Origin of the sequence: Tunturiibacter empetritectus, assembly GCF_013410875.1 — a bacterium.
GTDB classification, from domain to species: domain Bacteria; phylum Acidobacteriota; class Terriglobia; order Terriglobales; family Acidobacteriaceae; genus Edaphobacter; species Edaphobacter empetritectus.
Genome location: NZ_JACCCU010000002.1, coordinates 713,166 through 730,758, shown reverse-complemented (window position 1 = coordinate 730,758; position 17,593 = coordinate 713,166). Strand labels below are relative to the sequence as shown.

The 17,593-nt window shown below is 58.1% G+C and carries 16 protein-coding genes; 8 read left to right on the top strand and 8 right to left on the bottom strand.

Annotated features, from left to right (window positions below; genetic code table 11):
• Positions 1-52 precede the first annotated feature (52 nt).
• Both HDF08_RS15245 and HDF08_RS15240 read right to left on the bottom strand, forming a co-directional pair.
• Positions 53-298 (bottom strand): hypothetical protein, encoded by a 246-nt coding sequence (locus HDF08_RS15245; RefSeq protein WP_179639471.1) that lies wholly within the window; start codon positions 296-298, stop codon positions 53-55.
• A gap of 66 nt (positions 299-364) precedes the next feature.
• Positions 365-619, bottom strand: a complete 255-nt coding sequence (locus HDF08_RS15240; RefSeq protein ID WP_179639470.1) for a hypothetical protein — start codon at positions 617-619, stop codon at positions 365-367.
• Between the two features lie 238 nt (positions 620-857).
• Here HDF08_RS15240 and efp point away from each other — a divergent pair, with 238 nt between their 5' ends.
• Both efp and HDF08_RS15230 read left to right on the top strand, forming a co-directional pair.
• Entirely contained in the window at positions 858-1,433 is a 576-nt protein-coding gene (gene efp, locus HDF08_RS15235) for an elongation factor P (RefSeq protein WP_179639469.1), read from the top strand.
• 98 nt (positions 1,434-1,531) lie between these two features.
• Complete coding sequence (locus HDF08_RS15230; protein WP_179639468.1) at positions 1,532-2,443, top strand: acyl-CoA desaturase; 912 nt, start codon at positions 1,532-1,534, stop codon at positions 2,441-2,443.
• A 100-nt stretch (positions 2,444-2,543) separates the two neighbouring features.
• Here HDF08_RS15230 and HDF08_RS15225 read toward each other — a convergent pair whose 3' ends face one another.
• From HDF08_RS15225 to HDF08_RS15215, 3 genes are all read right to left on the bottom strand, one after another.
• Positions 2,544-2,879: a hypothetical protein gene (locus HDF08_RS15225; protein WP_179639467.1), complete on the bottom strand. Its 336-nt coding sequence runs from the start codon at positions 2,877-2,879 to the stop codon at positions 2,544-2,546.
• Positions 2,880-2,912: 33 nt separating this feature from the next.
• A complete protein-coding gene (locus HDF08_RS15220; protein ID WP_179639466.1) occupies positions 2,913-5,564 on the bottom strand; it encodes a serine/threonine-protein kinase in 2,652 nt (883 codons plus the stop codon).
• Positions 5,565-5,936: 372 nt separating this feature from the next.
• Complete coding sequence (locus tag HDF08_RS15215) at positions 5,937-7,091, bottom strand: alginate lyase family protein (RefSeq protein WP_257031164.1); 1,155 nt, start codon at positions 7,089-7,091, stop codon at positions 5,937-5,939.
• A gap of 316 nt (positions 7,092-7,407) precedes the next feature.
• Between HDF08_RS15215 and lepB the strand changes: the two genes are divergently transcribed.
• Positions 7,408-8,208 carry a signal peptidase I gene (gene lepB / locus HDF08_RS15210; RefSeq protein ID WP_179639465.1) on the top strand — a complete coding sequence of 267 codons (801 nt, stop codon included), beginning with the start codon at positions 7,408-7,410 and terminating at the stop codon, positions 8,206-8,208.
• 45 nt (positions 8,209-8,253) lie between these two features.
• Positions 8,254-9,972 carry an AsmA family protein gene (locus HDF08_RS15205; protein WP_179639464.1) on the top strand — a complete coding sequence of 573 codons (1,719 nt, stop codon included), beginning with the start codon at positions 8,254-8,256 and terminating at the stop codon, positions 9,970-9,972.
• Positions 9,973-10,461: 489 nt separating this feature from the next.
• Here HDF08_RS15205 and HDF08_RS15200 read toward each other — a convergent pair whose 3' ends face one another.
• Together HDF08_RS15200 and rlmB are read right to left on the bottom strand one after the other, a co-directional pair.
• On the bottom strand, positions 10,462-12,420 hold the full coding sequence (locus tag HDF08_RS15200) for a M1 family aminopeptidase (protein WP_179639463.1): 1,959 nt from the start codon (positions 12,418-12,420) through the stop codon (positions 10,462-10,464).
• A complete protein-coding gene (gene rlmB / locus HDF08_RS15195; RefSeq protein WP_179639462.1) occupies positions 12,417-13,202 on the bottom strand; it encodes a 23S rRNA (guanosine(2251)-2'-O)-methyltransferase RlmB in 786 nt (261 codons plus the stop codon). Before rlmB ends, HDF08_RS15200 begins: the two co-directional genes overlap by 4 nt.
• A gap of 169 nt (positions 13,203-13,371) precedes the next feature.
• Between rlmB and HDF08_RS15190 the strand changes: the two genes are divergently transcribed.
• From HDF08_RS15190 to HDF08_RS15175, 4 genes are read left to right on the top strand one after another with little or no spacing between them, the layout of a single operon-like run.
• The gene (locus HDF08_RS15190; protein WP_353070356.1) at positions 13,372-14,007 is read left to right on the top strand and encodes an RNA polymerase sigma factor; all 636 of its coding nucleotides are present in this window, start codon (positions 13,372-13,374) and stop codon (positions 14,005-14,007) included.
• Positions 14,004-14,387, top strand: a complete 384-nt coding sequence (locus tag HDF08_RS15185) for a hypothetical protein (protein ID WP_179639460.1) — start codon at positions 14,004-14,006, stop codon at positions 14,385-14,387. The genes HDF08_RS15190 and HDF08_RS15185 overlap by 4 nt, the downstream gene beginning before the upstream one ends.
• On the top strand, positions 14,384-14,932 hold the full coding sequence (locus tag HDF08_RS15180) for a zinc ribbon domain-containing protein (protein WP_179639459.1): 549 nt from the start codon (positions 14,384-14,386) through the stop codon (positions 14,930-14,932). Before HDF08_RS15185 ends, HDF08_RS15180 begins: the two co-directional genes overlap by 4 nt.
• 8 nt (positions 14,933-14,940) lie before the next feature.
• Positions 14,941-15,744: a LytR/AlgR family response regulator transcription factor gene (locus HDF08_RS15175; RefSeq protein WP_179639458.1), complete on the top strand. Its 804-nt coding sequence runs from the start codon at positions 14,941-14,943 to the stop codon at positions 15,742-15,744.
• Positions 15,745-16,513: 769 nt separating this feature from the next.
• On the opposite strand, the gene HDF08_RS15170 is transcribed toward HDF08_RS15175, so the two are convergent.
• A complete protein-coding gene (locus HDF08_RS15170) occupies positions 16,514-17,182 on the bottom strand; it encodes a BON domain-containing protein (protein WP_179639457.1) in 669 nt (222 codons plus the stop codon).
• Positions 17,183-17,593 lie beyond the last annotated feature (411 nt).

The following is a 17,593-nucleotide window of genomic DNA, read 5'->3' as shown; positions in this document are numbered from 1 at the left end:
TGACGATGATCGATACTGATTCTTCACTTCCAGTGAAAACAAAGTTCCGTAGTCAAGCGCAGTCGATCAGGGCTGCATCGAGATTGAGGATGCCGACCAACCATAAATCAATAGACGCGTAAGAAGAGCCGGATTCACCAAACTTCAAATTCACGGAAAAGTGAATTTGCACACTCACTTTTTTCAGTCTGCTGCATCCTATCCCAGTACACATTTTCATCAGGAGATTTTTATGGCACTTGAGACCCGAACCTTCGACTTCAACGCAACCTTCTTCCCCTTGGGTCTGGATTTCCATGCCGCCTTTGAAGACAGCCCCTTTGGTCCCCTTGATGCACCCGGTCAGTACTCCACGTCCGAATCCTTAAACGTCGCAAAGAAAGCACTCGATGAGGAGGATGAGGACGACGACGAGGAGGATGAGGAAGAAGACGACAAGGAGGATGAGGACGAGTTCGAGGATGACGACGAAGAAGAAGATGAAGTAGAAGACGATGACGATGAATACGAAGATGATGACGAAGAAGATGACGACGAAGAAGAAGACGACGACGATGATGATGAAGATGTAGACGAGCTTCAGGTTGGACGAAGGCGCTAACCTTGTGGTCAAAGCCAAGGTAGGTCAAAGCCAAGGTAGGTCAAAGCCAAGCTGTCGCGACTGCGATGGATGCATCGCAACCTGGTTGCGACAAGCTAATTCTGCAGACGAGTCTGCCTGAATTCCATCTCCCACTTCTTTTGAAGATGCGGCAAGCTCGACACTTGGCAAGGCATGGCCCTGCTATCCTAAGGGCACCTTCAACCGGCACAAGCCCGTTCTAGGATCTCGCTCTCGATTGGTATTCAAGAAAACTATGGCTGCACTCATCGACGCCATCGACGTGAAACGCAAGATGTTCTTCGAGTTTGAAAATGCTCCCTTCTGCTGTCTGGAGTCGGATATCTCCACCCCGACGGCCCGCGGCGGCCAAACGCTGGTCCGTCTCAGGATGCGCAACATGCTTACCCGCGCGGTCTTCGATAAGACCTTCAAGGCCAGCGACAAGTTCAAGGAGCCGGATCTCGAGACGGTTGGAGCATCCTATCTCTACAGCGACGGAGATGGCTCATACTTTCTGGACCAGGAGAGCTTTGAGACTCTCTCCCTCAGCGGCGAGATGGTAGGGGATGCTCTGGACCTGATGATCGAGGGAATTCTAATTCAGATCGACAAATATAACGGCAATCCAATCGGCCTGCAGCTACCGATGCAGGTGGAGCTATCGGTCACCTACACCGAACCAGGCGTTCGCGGCGATACTTCGAGTGGAAGCGTCACCAAGCCAGCGAAACTCGAGACAGGTGTGGAGATTCGCGTCCCGTTGTTCATCAAAGAAGGCGAAAAGATCAAGGTGAACACAGAGACGCGAGAGTTTGCCGGGCGGGCCTGACTCGTCGCTGCTTTGCCTCAACTATTACCGAACTGTTACCTGCGCCCTATAGCCATGCCTCTCTTCGGGCGTTAGCCTCCAAATTAGAGGCAGGCGCCATGGCAACTCTTGTAACGCAACCGCAAAAAGCTGACAGTTCCCCAATCGTCGAAGTGGTACAGGCAAAGTCGGCCGAGTTCAACTGGGTCTTCTTCGTCGTCATCGCAGCATTTCACGTAGGAGCCGTAGCGGCGCTGTTTACCTTCCATTGGTCTTGTCTCGCCGTGTTTCTGGTGATGTGGGTCTTCGGCCAAAACGTAGGTATCGCCATCAGCTATCACCGCCAACTCACGCACCGCGGCTTCACCACGCCAAAGTGGTTGGAGTACGCCATGGCTATCTGTGGCACCATGGCGCTGCAGGGCAGTCCTACGTACTGGGTCTCCGTACACCGTATGCACCACCAGTACACCGACAAGCCGGGCGATCCGCACTCTCCCCGCGACGGCAAATGGTGGTCGCACATGGGCTGGATCCTGCGCGGCTCTCTTCACAGCGAGACCACCACGCTCTCCCGCTATGTCCCCGATCTGGAACGCGATCCCTTCTACCGCTGGCTGGCGGTCTGGCACTGGGTCCCGATCACCCTCGCAGGCGCTGCTCTGCTGGCTGGCGGCACTGCTCTGGGCGGATGGAAGCTGGGCCTCTCCTGGCTGCTGTGGGGAACATTTCTTCGCATCACGATTGGCTTTCACACCACGTGGCTGGTCAACTCGGCGACGCATCTGTGGGGCTCACGCCGCTTCATCACGCGCGACGACTCGACCAACAACTGGTGGGTCGCCCTCTTAACCGGCGGGGAAGGCTGGCACAACAATCACCATGCGCATCCCGTATCTGCCAGCCACGGCATGGCCTGGTGGGAGCTGGACTTCAACTACTGGGGCATCAAACTATTGGAAGTGCTCGGTCTGGCGAAGAACGTGAAAGTGACGCATCTCGCGCATCCCGATCGGGTCAACGAGCTTTGACCTCACGGCATAATCTCAAACGGCATACACACAACGGTGCTCGAGGAAGTTCGCGAGCACCGTTGTGTGTATGCCGTGACTATTTACTGCTCAAACCAGGTCAGCTATTTCCGATCGTTCCACCATCGACGTGTATTGTCCCCGGAGTTGATGTCAAATCAGGCTGCTTAACGCCGTCAGGCGTCCAGCTAAAGGTATAGGTTTTTCCTGCAGCATAAGGGTTAGGCTCGGTTCCTTCCGGATAATTTGTGGTGTTCGGCCATGTTTCATTCTGTTTCAAGGTTTTGGCATGGGGAAGATGTGGGCAGAAGTACTTCGAATAGGTGCTGGCGAAGGCACCCGAGACTTGAGCGACAAACTGAAGGGTGTCCGTAGCTCCAATATTGATTTCGATTGGATCGGTTGAATCAGTAAGAGAGACAACAACAATAGACAAGATGGTTCTCCTTGTGAGGTTAGTGTTTTCGGGTTAGAGTGACGATTTGCCGGTATGAAGTCCAGCATCTCGTAAAAGGTCCTGCATCTTCGGCTCATCCTGAAGTTTGTCGAGAGAAAAGCCCTTACGGATGGCGATCTGAAGATACTTAACAGCTTGTTTGCGGTCACCACACAGTTCGTAGGCTATAAAAATTTTAGACAGTACGTCTGGGTCGTCCGGTGCCAACGCCAACGCGGTCTGGACGTGTTCCAAAGCCTTCTCCCGCATCCCGTCCTCCGCCTGCATGATCGCCAGTAAGGATTGCGCCTCGGCATCTTGCGGTTTCAGCCGGATATTCTGTTCTAGCAGCGGTGCCATTCGTCTCCTGACAGCCTCCGCCTTTGCGCTGTCTCCACTCCGCTCGTAGTCGATGAGCAGGTTATTCCAAACCATGTAATCGTTCTCGTTTATTTGCAGAGCTTTCTCATTGATCTCTGCCGATTCCTTATACCTCCTCTGCGCAAGGTAAAGGCTCGCCAGATTTGCATACGCCGGATAACTTGGTTCGAGGGCGATTGATCTCTTCAGCGCCTGCTCGGCAGCCGGAAGTGCCGCAGCGTCTCCCGAATCGATATAGGTTGCGCCCAGATTGAGATACACCTCCGCGTTGTCCGGAGTCATCTCAATCGCTCTCTGCAACGCTTTGATCGCTTCGGGGAATCTTCCCTGGCGATCATAGAAGTTGCCGATCCGGTTGTAGCTCTCCCAATCGTCCGGCTTCAGCGCGACTGCCTTTTTAAACGCAGCTTCTGCATCGGGGACGCGGCCGGAGCGCTCATAGGCGCGCGCCAGTCCCCGCACCGCCAGCGCGTTTCGTGGGTCGATCGCGAGGGCATGTTGAAACTCCTGCAGCGCAAGGTCCCGCTTCCCCCTTACGTCGTGAATTTGCCCCAGGGTGACGTAGGCCGCAGGCAGACTGCCGTCGAGCTGGATCGCCCTCTCAAGGTTGCCCTGGGCTTCATCCAGCCAGTGTTGATCTTTGTCCAGTTGATACTTGAGCCGATAGGCCTCTCCAAGTTGACCGTAGCCAAGCGCAAACTTCGGATCGGTCTTGATCGACTCATTCAGTTGGTTGATCGCCCGATCCAGGTTTCCCGCTTTGTCGTAACGCTGCATATAACCCAGCGCAGTCAGGTAGTTCTCATACGCCGCAGGCACAACCGATCCGCCGGTATTGTGCAGCATCTCGGCGGAGACAGGCAGGTTCATCAAGTGCGCCAGTCGTGATACTGCTTCATCCTGCAGCGCAGAGAGATCTCCAGCCTGATCCACTACATCGACCGAACCGATTAGACGAAGATTCTCTGTATTGATCAGGTTGAGGTTGAGGTTGATGGCGGTTCCATCGCGCCGAATGCTCCCGTTGATCACCAGATTTGCGCCAAGCGTTTTGAGTGCGGCAGCGGGGTCCGTCACCTTGAGACGCCGAATCTCACTCGCTGGAATGACCCATAGCGCCTTGTTGCCAACATCAAGGTTGGAGAGCTTCCCGGACAGCGTATCCACCAGGCCCTCGCTCAGCGCGTCGTTCTCCGGATTGTTCCCAATGTTGGTAAAAGGAAGGACTGCGATGTGCTCTTCCCCCACGCTTATGCGGAAGCCAAAAAGTCGGTTGCGGACTTGGGGAATGAAAAACAAACTAGCCAATAGAGCAAGCCCACAGAGTCCGAGGCCCAGCGGCAGCCATCTGTTTCGAGGCTTCTGTGCCCTGGACCAGGTAGAGACGGAAGCCTGCTCCACATACTTGCGGATGTCATGGGACCGATGCGTGGTCTTTCTGTCAGTCGCTTCTTTCCGGCTGGTGGAATCGTTCGAAAGCTCTGTTCGTGCGGCCTGTAGATCAGCCAGCATCTCGGAGCAATGCTGATACCGCTTCTCGGCGTCCTTCGAGAGAGCGCGATAGATAATTCCCTGCAGTACGGTCGGCAAACCATCAAGCGACTGCGGCGGCTCATTGAGGATCGCAACCAGAATCGCCGGAATCGCACCGCGCTCAAAGGGATTTCGCCCTGTCAGCATCTCGGCCAGAACGACTCCGAGGGACCATATATCTGTTCGCTGATCGGTTCGATGGCCCAGCGCCTGCTCCGGCGAGACGTACTTGATCGATCCTACGATGCCGCTCGCGGTCGCCGTCTCGGCGCTCATCAGACGAGCCAAGCCAAAGTCGACGATCTTGACAGACCCTGAGTTCGCCAGCATCACGTTTGACGGCTTGATGTCGCGATGCACAATCTGATGCGCATGAGCTTCGCACAGCCCGAGCGCAATCTGAATCGCAACATCGACAGCCTCTATCGAGCTCAGCGGACCTTTGCCAATCCTTTGCGCCAGAGAGAGACCATCATAGAAGCCCATCACAATAAATGCACGGCCATCCGCCGTCTCTTCGATGCCGTGGATGACGCCGATGTTCGGGTGATCGAGGGACGAAGCCATTCGTGCTTCGAGAACAAAGTACTCCCTCTCCCGAACGTCAGCATTCAGCAGAGTGGGTAGAAATTTGAGCGCAACCTGACGCTCGAGCTTGGAATCCCATGCACGATAAACCACACCCATTCCGCCGGCACCGGCGATGCCCAGAATCTCGTAGTTATTCCCAACCAGTTCTCCCAGGGGGAGAGCGTTATTAACCTCTGCCATTTAAATTCGCTCATGCTCAGAAATAGGAGGCAGTTATTCAGGCTCGAAACCCTCCTAGGGTATCACTCGGGATCGCGTGAGCTGCAATGAGGCCTTGGCGTTGAACATTGCTTTCAAGACTGTCCTGCCAGACGGGCCTCCTGCGCGGAGGGCGGGCGTTCGCACGCCTTTTTAGAGCTTCGCCCGGTCCTCCCGTTGGTCGGAATCATCTTCCTCGCGACCAACGGGAGCGCCAACCGAAGGGGTATACAAGTCACGAAGTGACCGCCCCCGCGCGGGGCGCCCGTCCGGCAGGACAGCTTCTGACGGTACGAAGTCATCAAAAGTAAATCTTTGCAGCAAGCTGACCTGTCCGCGATCTTTGTCGCTCTGCTACACCCACAACAAAGGCTGGCGAACCGGATAGTTGCGAATGATCTCTCTGTCGGTGGGGTCCGGATCTTCGGTCTTCCAAAGCGAGACATACTCCAACTTTTCGCAGGCGAGTCCTGCGAACAACAGCCCTGGAGAGCGCACGGGCAGCGAGTCAAAGTGCTCCACATCCTTCGGATAGGGCCACGTGCTCTTATCCTTCAAGTAGGGATAGAGAAACTCCGCTGCCTTACAGAGTCCGCGCCCGTCGGCGAGCTTGAAGATCGTCAAATCCTGCCCGGCGCCCTTGAGCGATTGGCAGAGGCAGGCCATCACGTCGAAGTTAAAGATGGAGTAGCTGTAAGGCTTGGTTCGCGCCAGCTCCTTGGGGAAGGAGCCATCCGCTCCTAGCTGATTCGGCAGAAGAATATCCGTGTATTGCCGATGCACCTGGCTGCGTGTCTCTCCATCTCCAATCAGCCGCGCGAACTCCGCCGCCTGCAACGCCCAGCACATCGCATGATTGTTCAAAGCATCCCGCTCCTTCTGTCCCTTGTCGCTGGTCTTCATCCATTGGAGATAGTCCCGGAACCAACCCATGAGAGCCGTCGTCTCTTCCTTTCGAAGAAACTTGGCCGCAACCAGACTCGCTGCGCGGGCCACCTCGACGAGGTGAAGCGTGTCGATGATTCCGTAGGAGCGGCCGGTGGAGACGCCATGAACTCCCTGCGAGAACTCCAGGTTCGGATTCATGCGCGTCTCAGACGAGATGAACCATGCCCGCAGGTGGTTGCAGGCACTCTCTCCATAGCGGCGTTCTCCCGTCAATAGCCATGCCGACGTCAACGCCGGCATCTGGATTGAAAGCGCAATCATCGCCTTCCTGTGCTCGTTGAAGTTATCGGGATTGCTCTGGCCGTCCCGATTGATAAACGGGCCATTCGGATCCTTGGGGTTCGGCCAGAAGTAGTCCGCCTGCGAGAAAAAGTCATGAACGCCTCCCGGGCTGCGATCGGAGTGATATGAGGTGATCGTCACCGGCTTCTGCGTCAGATAAAGTGTTCCCGCCTTCAGGATCCGCTCGCGATCAGTCTGGGCGACGAGTCGATAGGCATCGCTTTTTGTCGTCCCTGCAGCGAGCCCGCGTAAAAACCCTCCAGACGAAAGAGCGCTCAAAGCGATAGCTTTGCAAAACCGGCGCCGGTCGATTCCTGATGGGGAAGTCCTTGAGGGCAAAATCGTCGAGGGCGAAATCATAGAAGGATAGATTGTCTTTCTCACTTCATCTCCTGGTGGTTCAGCGTTGGCCCACGGCACACTCCTCGTCGAAATGCGTCCTTGGCCAGTGACCAACCGTCTGTTACATCGCTGACTCGCGTTAAATCGTAGAAAGATTATAGTTCGCACTTTGGACAAACATGTAGATAACTCCCACTCTCCATCAGCGATACACTAATAGCTGAATCCATTTGAGGACGCTGGAGACCCAGTCTTGCCCGAAACCATCACCACCGAAGCCACCACCCCCGACGTCGCCCAGCAGGAGCAGGCCGAGACTCCACTCGAGTCCCTCGCCTCCATCTGCACCGTCCTCGCCATCGGTCTCTTCGTGATGACCTTCATCTTCCAGAACTTCGAGATCCCCTCCGCCTCCATGGTGCAGACCCTGCTCATCGGCGACCACGTCCTGGTAGACCGCATCTCCCTCGCCCCACCCGCAAAGTGGGCGCCCTTCACCTTCTATCGCGATGTCCGCCGCGGCGACATCATCGTCTTCTTCAAGCCCGGCGAGCCGGACCTCTTCCTCGTCAAGCGCACCATCGGCATCCCCGGCGACCGCATCCATCTCCGTAATGGCGTCGTTTACCTCAACGGCGTCGCGCAAAACGAGCCCTACGCCGGCATGCCCGCCAACGACGACAATCCCCAGCACGCCTTCGATCCCTACCGCGACGACTTTCCCGCCGTCCCGCCCGACAACTACGGCAACGTCACCGCCAGCTGGGCCTACGAGCTTCCCAACCACATTCAGGATGGCGACCTCATCGTCCCTCCCGGCAAGGTCTTCGCTATGGGCGACAACCGCACCGAAAGCCTCGACGGCCGCTACTGGGGCTTTGTCCCGCGCGAAAACATCGTAGGCCGCCCCCTCTTCGTCTACTGGTCCTTCCAAACTCCCGCCGACCAGATCAACAAGCAGAGCATCGGCGAGCGCCTCGGCTTCATGGGCCACATCATCGTCCACATCTTTGACGAGACACGCTGGAAGCGCACGCTTCATCTCATTAAATAGAGGTCCCTCTGGCACGGCCTAACCCACCACGCCGGACCATCGTTCATGCACGAAGCTGATCCCATCTACGAGCACTCGCTCGCCCCCAGCGACGCCGCGGACGCAGACACCGCTCCGTCCCTCAGCACCCACATGCTCCGCCGCCTGCTCTACCTGGCCTTCGCGGTTCTTGCCGTCATGCTGCTCGTCCTGCTGCCTCCTTACATCAGCGTCAACCGCTATCAGCGCCGCATCGCCACGAGCATCGGCGACAGCCTCGGCCGCCCCGTCCATCTCGACAAGGTCTCCCTCAACCTCCTCCCCCTACCCGGCTTCACGCTCGAAAACTTCGTCGTTGAAGAAGACCCGGCCTTCGGCTCCGAGCCCGTCATCCGCGCCAACTCTGTCCGCGCCACCCTTCGGCTCAGCTCCCTCTGGAGCCGCCGCGTCGAGTTCTCCACCATCAGCTTCACCGACCCCAGCGTGAACCTCGTCCACAGCTCCTCAGGCAAGTGGAACCTCGAGAGCATCCTCCTCCACGCCGCCCACATCTCCGCCGCGCCCACCGCGCAGAGGCAAGCCGGCCCCGCCCCGCGCTTCCCCTACATCGAAGCCACCGGAGCCCGCCTCAACCTCAAACTCGACCGCGAAAAATCCCCCATCTCCCTCACCGAAGCCGACTTCGCCCTCTGGCTCCCCGACCCCCAGCAGTGGCATCTCCGCCTCTCCGCTCACCCCCTCCGTACCAACACCGATGTCACCGACACCGGCATCCTCGAGCTCGAAGGAACCCTCAGCCGCGCCCCCTCCCTCGGCCAGGTCCCGATCAACCTGCGCGGCACCTGGCATAACGCTCCTCTCGGCGGAGTCAGCCGCTTTCTCCTCGGGCGCGACGCCGGCCTGCGTGGCGAAATGACCCTCACCGCCAACGCGCAGGGCACCGTCAGCAACAGTCAGATACAAACCCGCCTCCGCCTCACCGACGCCCGCCGCGCTGACTTCGTGCCCGCCCAACCCATGAACATCGATCTCCAGTGCCTGGGCGAAGCCAGCGGCGACTTTCACGCCTTCGACGACCTCCGCTGCAGTTGGCCTCCCGCCGGCTCCCCCAACCCTTTCAACGACGCTCCCATCCTCGCGGTCACCGGCTCTGTTCCCGATCTCCTCAACCCGAAGTCCGCCAACCTGCAGATAGGAACCCCTGGCCTCCCCGCCGCAACCCTCCTCGATTGGCTGCGTGTAGCCAGCGCTCGCGTTCCTGCCAATATCGCAGCCGCAGGTGCCCTCACCGGCAATCTCTCCTACGAGCCCGCCCCCGGGTCATTGCCCTGGAAGGGCGATCTCCTCGTCACCAACGCCAGCCTCATCAACCCCCAAGCGGGCGCTACCTCTCTGGTCATCGGGGATGTCGCCCTCCACTCCACCGTGCAGGCCTCCACTAAAGCCGCACCGGGCAAATATCGCAAACCCGCCCCTGCCATATCCGATGGCTTTCAACTGGTTCCTGTCTCTCTCGCTCTCGGCGGTAAGGATCCCGCAACCCTTGAAGGCCACCTCAACGCCGCGGGCTGCACCTTTCATCTCACGGGCATGGCCTCCACAGCACGTCTGATAGCTCTCGCAACTGCGCTTCCGCAGCTAGGCGATGGCCTCGCCGAAATCCTGCCCACCAACCGCGCCACCGGCCCCTACCGCATCGACCTCACCGCCACCCGGCCCTGGGGCCAACCCCAAACCTGGACCGACACCTCACCCCACCTTCCAGCTCCCCGACCCCATCGCTAGCTTTTCCTTTTTGCGCGCACTTGCTCTTACATCTCCACCCTACACAACACACATCGTCATTCTGAGCGAAGTTGCTCACGCCTTTGTGAGCAACGCAGTCGAAGAATCCCCGTATTTCGCATTTGCCGTTGCCTGTGTCCTTTTTGCCTTGTCTTTGTCTCTGCGTGTCCTTTTAGTTGTCGCGTCGCTTGTCGCTGCTAAAAATTCCTGTCAAGCCCCTCAATCACCTAACCCAAATCCACACAACAAGATACACGTGGCGTATTAGTTATGGTCAAACCTCTATAATAAAAACAACAAACAAAAACCCGGCAAATCGCTTGGGTTTTCCTATTTAATCCCGTAACTCGTTTGATTGCAAGAATCTGGGCGCAACTCGTTTGGAATGACATATTTACAGAGAGTTATTACCTGTAAATATATGAAAATAGGAGACTTACACGCTGGCAATAGGGGGGGGGAGGGGGACCCCTCCCGGAAAAGGAGAAGTCAATGCGCCACAATCTGCTTGGTATGGACCGAAGCCGTCACCTCCGGCACGCTGCCGTCATTGACGATCACCTCATCCGGCGTCCCCTCGAACACCAGCCGGGTCGACGCGCTCGACCGTCCCGCGATCCGCAGCCTCTGCGTGGAGGTCAACGTCCCCGACCGCACCGTCACCGGCACCTCCGCCGCCGCGTCCCCGTCGTTCTTCACCTCTACCGACACCAGGAACCCCTTGCCCTTGTCTCCAATCTTGTCGAGAGCACGAGGCGTCACGTTGGCGATGCTCAGGTCCGGCAGCCCGCGGTCGCGATACACCCAATCGTCAAAAAACCACGCCAGATCCCGTTTGGCGCTTCGTTCCAGAACCCGCTGAAACTCCCTCGGATCGCTGTCCATCTTGTCGGTCCGATAGGCCGCGAGCGCCCGCTTCAACGCATCGTCACCCACCACCGACCGCAGCATCCAAAGCACAGCCGCAGCCTTGGTCCGGTAGTAGACCTCATCGCTGGCCAGAATCAGGCTTTGCCCGGCATCGGAGTCGGAGGCGCCTGCCGACGAACTGGACGACGTTCCACTCGGCATTCCAACGGACGAGCCGGAAGAAGGACCAGGTTCCACCAGGGCCAGCGTATTCGCCGTCTGTTGCAGTTGCTTCACCGCAACCTTGCGCCCCTGTGCCTGCTCAACCCAAAGCAGCGAAGCGAACTGCGCCACACCCTCATCCAGCCACACATGAGCCGAGCCGAACCAGGCATGGCTCAGCGAATGCACCAGCGAAGGAGCCAGCACCTCAGCCGTCGCGGCACGCATCGGCACCACCAGCAGAGCATCGTCCTCAAACGGCTGCCCCGCATGGTCGAGGATGTTCAGCATGCGCAGCGGACCTGCTCCCAGCCACTCGGCCAGCAGCGGCTGCACCTTCGTCGAGGCCGCACTATAGCTCGGCAGCGCGTCGTAGTGGTCGGTCACCGCCGAGATCAGGCTGTTGTCCGTCACAGTACCCGCCCGGTCAGTGATAAACAGACTCGGCGAACGAAATCCCAGCGGCCGCTCGGTGAACTCAGCCGTAGCCACTCCCGGCGACTCAGCCACCGGCAGATTCTGATTCTCACTTACCTTCACCAGCTGCTCGCGCCGACCACAGAAGAACGCAGCGTCCGGCGCATCGCCGACGTACTCCACCGTCAGCCGCATACGCACCGTCGCCTCGGCCTGCCGCAGCTTGTTCAGCCCGACACTCTGGAACAGCTTCGCTCCATCGCCCAGAAACACCGGTGCCGCAGCCGTCGGATACCACAGAACATTGCCGAACCCGCGCAGCGCCGTTCGCTCCGCACCGATCAGATCCCAGTCCGCATTGGCTGCCTGGTCGAGCGGCGCGCCAATTCGCTCCAGCCGCTCCGCCGACTGCACCACCTCGCCGGAGTAGAAGCCCGTCAGCGCAAGGCTCGCACCCGGCTCGAGCGGCTGAGGCAGAGCAACCACAGCCTCGGTCGCCTTGCCCGTGTGGTCGGCATCCGTATCGATCGCATGTTGCGTGAATGTGAGAGGAGCCACACGCCCCTCACTCTGCACCGCAAAACTCTCCCAGCTCAGAGCCGAAGAGATCTGAAACACCAGCCGCGTGAGAGGCGCCTTCCCGGTGTTCTTCACGCCGAACCTCGCATGAACCGCAAGCTTCGACTCCGCGGGAGTCAGATGCACATCGAGATCATACGAGGTGAAGGTAAGCGACGTCCGCTCCGCATCGGTGACCTCGACTGCCACCTGATTTACCGGCGGCTTCTCCTTCTCCTTGGCCTCCGGCGAATCCAGATTCCGATCGAACAGCACCTTCCCTTGCGGCGGAGGAGGCGAATCAGCAGGTGGAGCCTCCTGGGCCGGCGCGAAACTCACTCCAAACACAGCCGCCAGAATGAGCCAGCGGCCTCCAGCCGAAACAACAGAAAAACTCTTCAAGATCCCAATCCCTTACGTTCTTTCACAGGCTTTCGTGCAGGCGGAGCTGCAGGTTGACGCCGTTGCCGCATCGCCTCATACATCACAATCGCGCCCGCAACCGACACATTGAGCGACGACACTTGTCCCGCCATCGGAATCCGCAGCAGGTGATCGCAGGTCTTCTTCACCAGGTCGTGCAGACCAGCGCCCTCGCGCCCCAGCACCAGAACGCAGTCGCCCTTGAAGTCATAATCGGTGTAATCCGGCGTTCCGCGCTCATCCAGTCCAAGAACCCAGACGTGCTTCTGCTTCATCTGCTCGAGCGCACGAACCAGGTTCGTCACCCGCGCGATCCGCACATGCTCCGATGCTCCCGCCGAGGTCTTGGCGACCGTCGCGGTCACCGGAGCTGAACGCCGCTCCGGCAGAATCACGCCATCGACGCCCGCTCCATTCGCAGTCCGCAGCAGCGCCCCAAGGTTGTGCGGGTCTTCGACACCATCGAGAGCCAGGAAGAATCTGTGGTGTCCCTCCGCCTTCGGAGTCAGCAGGTCCTCGATCCCCAGGAACTTACGCTCCCGCACCACCGCCAGCACGCCCTGATGTGCATCCGTCCGTGCCAGCCTGGTCAGCTGGTCCCGAGACTCCAGCGACACCCGAACCCCAGCTGTCCGGCACAGCTCGATCAGCCTCTCCAGCCGCTCATCCCGGCGCTCCCGCGCCACACTGACATGGTCAAGCTGCCGCCCCCCGGCCCGGATAGCCTCCTCAACAGGGTGCAGCCCATAAAGAACTTCCATTCCTCAAGTCTACCGCCCCCACCCGGAGAAAGGCAGCGAGGCCTTAGAATGTCTAAAGTAGGGGCGGCCCTACGGACAGAATCCAGGATCTCTCAAAGGAATCTCTCTTTTTATGAACCGTGTGGGCAAAAAGCGAGTCTTGTTCGACTCGAAGAACGTCTCTAGCAATGTGCAAAATGGTTCCATCTCGCTCGCCTCAACGCTTGGTGCTCAAACCTCAAGCGAGAATGCGGCGATTGCTCAGGGGTTAAAGAGGCAGAGTCCGGAACTTCTGGATACGCTTATTGAGCTCTATCAGCACCGTCTTCTTCGTTATCTGCTCTTCCTTACAGGGAAGCGTGAAGTTGCCGAGGATCTCTTTCAGGAGACCTGGATGAGGGTTCTACTGCGGGGAGCGCAGTACAACGGTAAAGCACGCTTCGACACCTGGCTCTTTACTATTGCGAGAAATCTGGTGATAGACCTGTCGAGAAAACGCGTGATGGCGAGTCTCGACGAGATGAGTGAAGGGAAAGATGACGATCGTCCTTTTGAGGTCGCGATGTCAGGACCTTCCCCGCTCGAGCAGTTTCAATCCCGCGAAAACTGCGCTGAGGTCGGCGAGGTTTTACTCAAACTGGAACCCAGCTATAGAGAGGTTCTGGTGCTTCGATTTTATGAAGAACTGTCATTGGAAGAGATCGCTACTGTAACCCGGGCTCCCTTATCGACGGTGAAGTCCAGGCTTTATCGCGGCCTGGCAACTTTGAAGCCGGAGATGGAGCAGCTTCGATCCTCTCGGTCCCATGCAGAGGTTGGGATATGAGCGACGCCTTCGAGAGACCGTTGTCGCAAGACGCTTCTGGATCGGTTCTCCGGGACGAAGTGACGGATTTGCGGATGGGCGCTCGTGCGTCTGTGGTCAATCGAACTCATCGTGTGGTCCGGGAGCGCGCGAAGGCGCTTGCAGTGCGGCGCAATCGCATTCGAAGCCTCTGGATTCCGCTGGCAATCTGCTCCTCGCTTTTTGTTATTATTTGCACCGCCGTGTGGAGTGCGCTAGATGCGTACGACGTGACACCGACTGGTGTTCCCGATGCGAGTAATCAGTTTTTAGTTCTCTGTTTGTGGTTCTTTCCTGTGTCGATGGCTTTGCTCGCTTTGGTATTGTTTCACCGTGCCCGTAAGCGCGAGGTGGCTGGATGATGAGGTTTTGGGGTCAGGAGTCGGATCGATTGCAGGGCACCCTGGCACGGGGCGACGATGAGTTGAGCATGATACCGACCTGGTCGGTGGTGCTGGCCATCTTGGTGTTTGGGGCGGTGCAGTATCTGTTCCACGGCGTGTTGCCGCACCATAAGCATGAGCTGCTGCCGATGCGGCTGCTGATGGGATACTCGTGGGGGACGGCGTTTGCGAGCTATGTGCTGCTGGTGGGGTATGTGAGCCGCGATGTGCGGCGGCGGCGAATGCCGGCTGGATTGTGGATGCTGATTGTGGTGGTGCTGCCGGGCGGGATCGGAGCTGTGGTGTACTTCCTGCTGCGGCAGCCGATGCTGATGCCTTGTCCGCACTGCAGTACGGAGATTACCTCGAGCGTGCACTTCTGTCCGCAGTGCCAGTTCCAACTGGCTCCTGTGTGCGGCCGCTGCTTCCGCGGGGTGCAGATTACGGATGTGTATTGCACTCAGTGTGGACATGATCTGGCTGAGGACCATGCGCCGGCGCGACTGCGCGTATATAGTGACTAGTTGCTAGCATGTCCCTGACTGCACTCATCATCGATGACGAACCTCTGGCCAGGCAGGAGCTGCAGTATCTGCTGGAGCGCGCGGGTGGGGTTGAGGTTCTGGCGCAAGGGACCAACGGGATTGAAGCGGTGGAGCTGATTCGGACGCATAAGCCGGATCTGGTGTTTCTGGATGTTCAGATGCCTGGACTTGACGGCTTTGGCGTACTGAAGAAGCTGCTGGACCGGAAGGTTCCGATGCCTGATGTGGTATTTGCTACTGCATTCAATCAATATGCGGTGCGCGCCTTTGAGGTGAATGCCATCGATTATCTGCTGAAGCCCTTCGATCGAAAGCGGGTGATGCAGACGATCGAGAAGGCGCAGGCGCGGAAGGTGGCACCTGCGGGGCCGGGGGACCTAGGGCTAGAGACCGGGGCCAAACTGGATGCGCTGCTGCGGCTGGTCGAGGAGCAGACCCAGACGCCGAAGGCCAACTCCGGCAAGGTGATCGTCAGGGCACAGAGCCGTTTGCTGCTGGTGGATCAGCGCGAGATCTGTTTTGCTTCGATCGAAGAGGGCACGATCAGCGTGGTGACCAAGGCGGTGGAGGGACACTCAAACTGCAGAACACTCGAGGAGCTAATGGATCAGCTCGACCCGGAGACGTTTTGGAGGGCGCACCGGTCGTATGTGGTGAATATTCAGCACATACGGGAGGTGGTGCCGTGGTTCAAGTCCAGCTATCAGCTGCGGATGGACGATTCCCAGAAGACGGAGATCCCGGTGAGCCGGGCACAGACGAAGCGATTGCGGGAACTGTTCAATTTGTAGGGGTGCTACCCCCCCCTATTACCCGCGTGTAAGTCTTTTGTTTTAAATGGTTTACGTGGTGTCTGTGTCTCCAAAATATTCATTCTAAATGAGTTACCTGCAGATTCGTGCAATCAAAGGAGTTAGCTGGCTGACCCTCCTGTTGTTAGGAGCACAAAGCCCCGCATTGGCGGGGACTTTTTTCCTCTCTTATTATAGCGATTTGACTGTAACTAATGCGCCACGTGCATCTTGTTGAGTGGGCTTGGCTTAGGTGGTTCTGGGGCTTGACAGAAATTTGCCAGGGACAACGATAATAGCAATCTTTCGCTTCCGCCCTTATGGGCTTTGCTCCGGCATGACACCCTAACGAGCGAAGAACACTCACGGGGGACCTCGCCTTCTGCAGAGAGGTGCCGCTTGCGGGGGTTGGTTCTTGCGGCACGGCTGAAGCGTTACCCTTAAGCGAAACAGGCTCTACCGCAGATCCCCTTTGGGGATGACAACAAAAAAGACACAGGCAAATGCAAAGACGAAATACGGGGATCCTTCGCTACGCTCAGGATGACGCACGAATAATTGAAGCCGCTGATGACTCACAAATGATTGAAGCCGCTATTGATAACGGAAACAGCAAAGGCAAATGCTGCCGGTTCTTCGATTGCGTTGCTCACAAAAGCGTGAGGAACTTCATTCAGAATGACAGTGTGTTTTCTGGGGGCTTGGGTTCGTTTGATGCGGGAGCCAGTTTTGGGACGGCTCCCGCATTGGGACGAGGGTTGGAGTAGTTTTATTTCTCTTTTAGTTTGGAGGCGGAGCCCTGGACGATGAGGTCGTTGTCGACGCTGAAGGCGCCTGGGGTTGAGTTTGCCTGCATTCCGGCGATGGAGGAGTCCATCTGGTTGAGCACGACGCCGTAGAGGGTGACGTTGCCGTTCTTCACGATGATGTGGATGGCGTGGAAGCCCATAGGCGGGGTGTTGGTGATGCCGCCGGCGGCGAGCGCGATTCCTGCTCCGGGCCCGATGGCGCGGCCGATGTTGCCCTGGTTGGCGTTATATTTGCGTAGCGAGGGCTGGGTGTAGATGCGGTTGTAGACGGCGGCGCGGATGCGGTCGTCCATTGGGGAGTTGGGCAGGACCTCGATCTGGTTGTCGACGGAGTCGATGCCCTGAATGCCTTTGACGGCGTTTTCGGCGTCACTCTTGAGGACGGGGCGGGAGGCGTAGCCTTTAAGGACGAGCGTTTTGCCGTGAATGCCGAAGGTAAGCCAGTCGAAGACTCCGAGGTTGGAGAGGCCGGCAAGCTTTTTCTGTACCTGCTGGACGATGCGGAGGGTATCTTCCTGCGACCAGGTGGGACCGGGCGTGGGTTCCTGGGCGATGATGGATGGGGCAGAAAGGGTGAAGACGAGAGATGCAGCAAGTGCCGGGAACACGCGACGGGTTAAGCGGGTCATCGATTTCTCTCCGGTTGTTTTGAATTTTGACTTCCGGCAAAAAGATACGCTATGGCAGAGGGCGAGTCCAGAGGGTGGCGATTTGGGTGGGCTTGTTCTGGAGGACGAGGTGTTTTCTGGTGGCGGTGAGGGTGAGGAGAAAGCCCCCCTGGGGTGGCATCGGAAAGACGGATGACGACAGTGGCGAGGACAGCCGGCGAGGAGGGCAAGGCAACGGCAACGGCAATGTAATGTCGCTTCGCCCTTCGGGCTTTGCTCCAGCCTTCGGCAGAGAGGTGTTGCTTGCGTGCGTTGGCTCTTGCGGCACGGCTGAAGCCGTGCCCTTAAGCGAAACAGATTCTCTTTAGCTCGGAAAGCCTCGATTCTCAATGGCAAACGGCAAAGGCAGATCCCCTACGGGGATGACAACAA

Bases quoted from the DNA above. Each gene is read 5' to 3' on its own strand.
- efp (WP_179639469.1), top strand. From the start codon at position 858: ATGGCTGCACTCATCGACGCCATCGACGTGAAACGCAAGATGTTCTTC.
- HDF08_RS15175 (WP_179639458.1), top strand. From the start codon at position 14,941: ATGTCCCTGACTGCACTCATCATCGATGACGAACCTCTGGCCAGGCAG.
- HDF08_RS15205 (WP_179639464.1), top strand. From the start codon at position 8,254: ATGCACGAAGCTGATCCCATCTACGAGCACTCGCTCGCCCCCAGCGAC.
- HDF08_RS15220 (WP_179639466.1), bottom strand. From the start codon at position 5,564: ATGGCAGAGGTTAATAACGCTCTCCCCCTGGGAGAACTGGTTGGGAAT.
- HDF08_RS15185 (WP_179639460.1), top strand. From the start codon at position 14,004: ATGAGCGACGCCTTCGAGAGACCGTTGTCGCAAGACGCTTCTGGATCG.
- HDF08_RS15245 (WP_179639471.1), bottom strand. From the start codon at position 298: ATGGAAATCCAGACCCAAGGGGAAGAAGGTTGCGTTGAAGTCGAAGGT.
- HDF08_RS15170 (WP_179639457.1), bottom strand. From the start codon at position 17,182: ATGACCCGCTTAACCCGTCGCGTGTTCCCGGCACTTGCTGCATCTCTC.
- rlmB (WP_179639462.1), bottom strand. From the start codon at position 13,202: ATGGAAGTTCTTTATGGGCTGCACCCTGTTGAGGAGGCTATCCGGGCC.
- HDF08_RS15230 (WP_179639468.1), top strand. From the start codon at position 1,532: ATGGCAACTCTTGTAACGCAACCGCAAAAAGCTGACAGTTCCCCAATC.
- HDF08_RS15180 (WP_179639459.1), top strand. From the start codon at position 14,384: ATGATGAGGTTTTGGGGTCAGGAGTCGGATCGATTGCAGGGCACCCTG.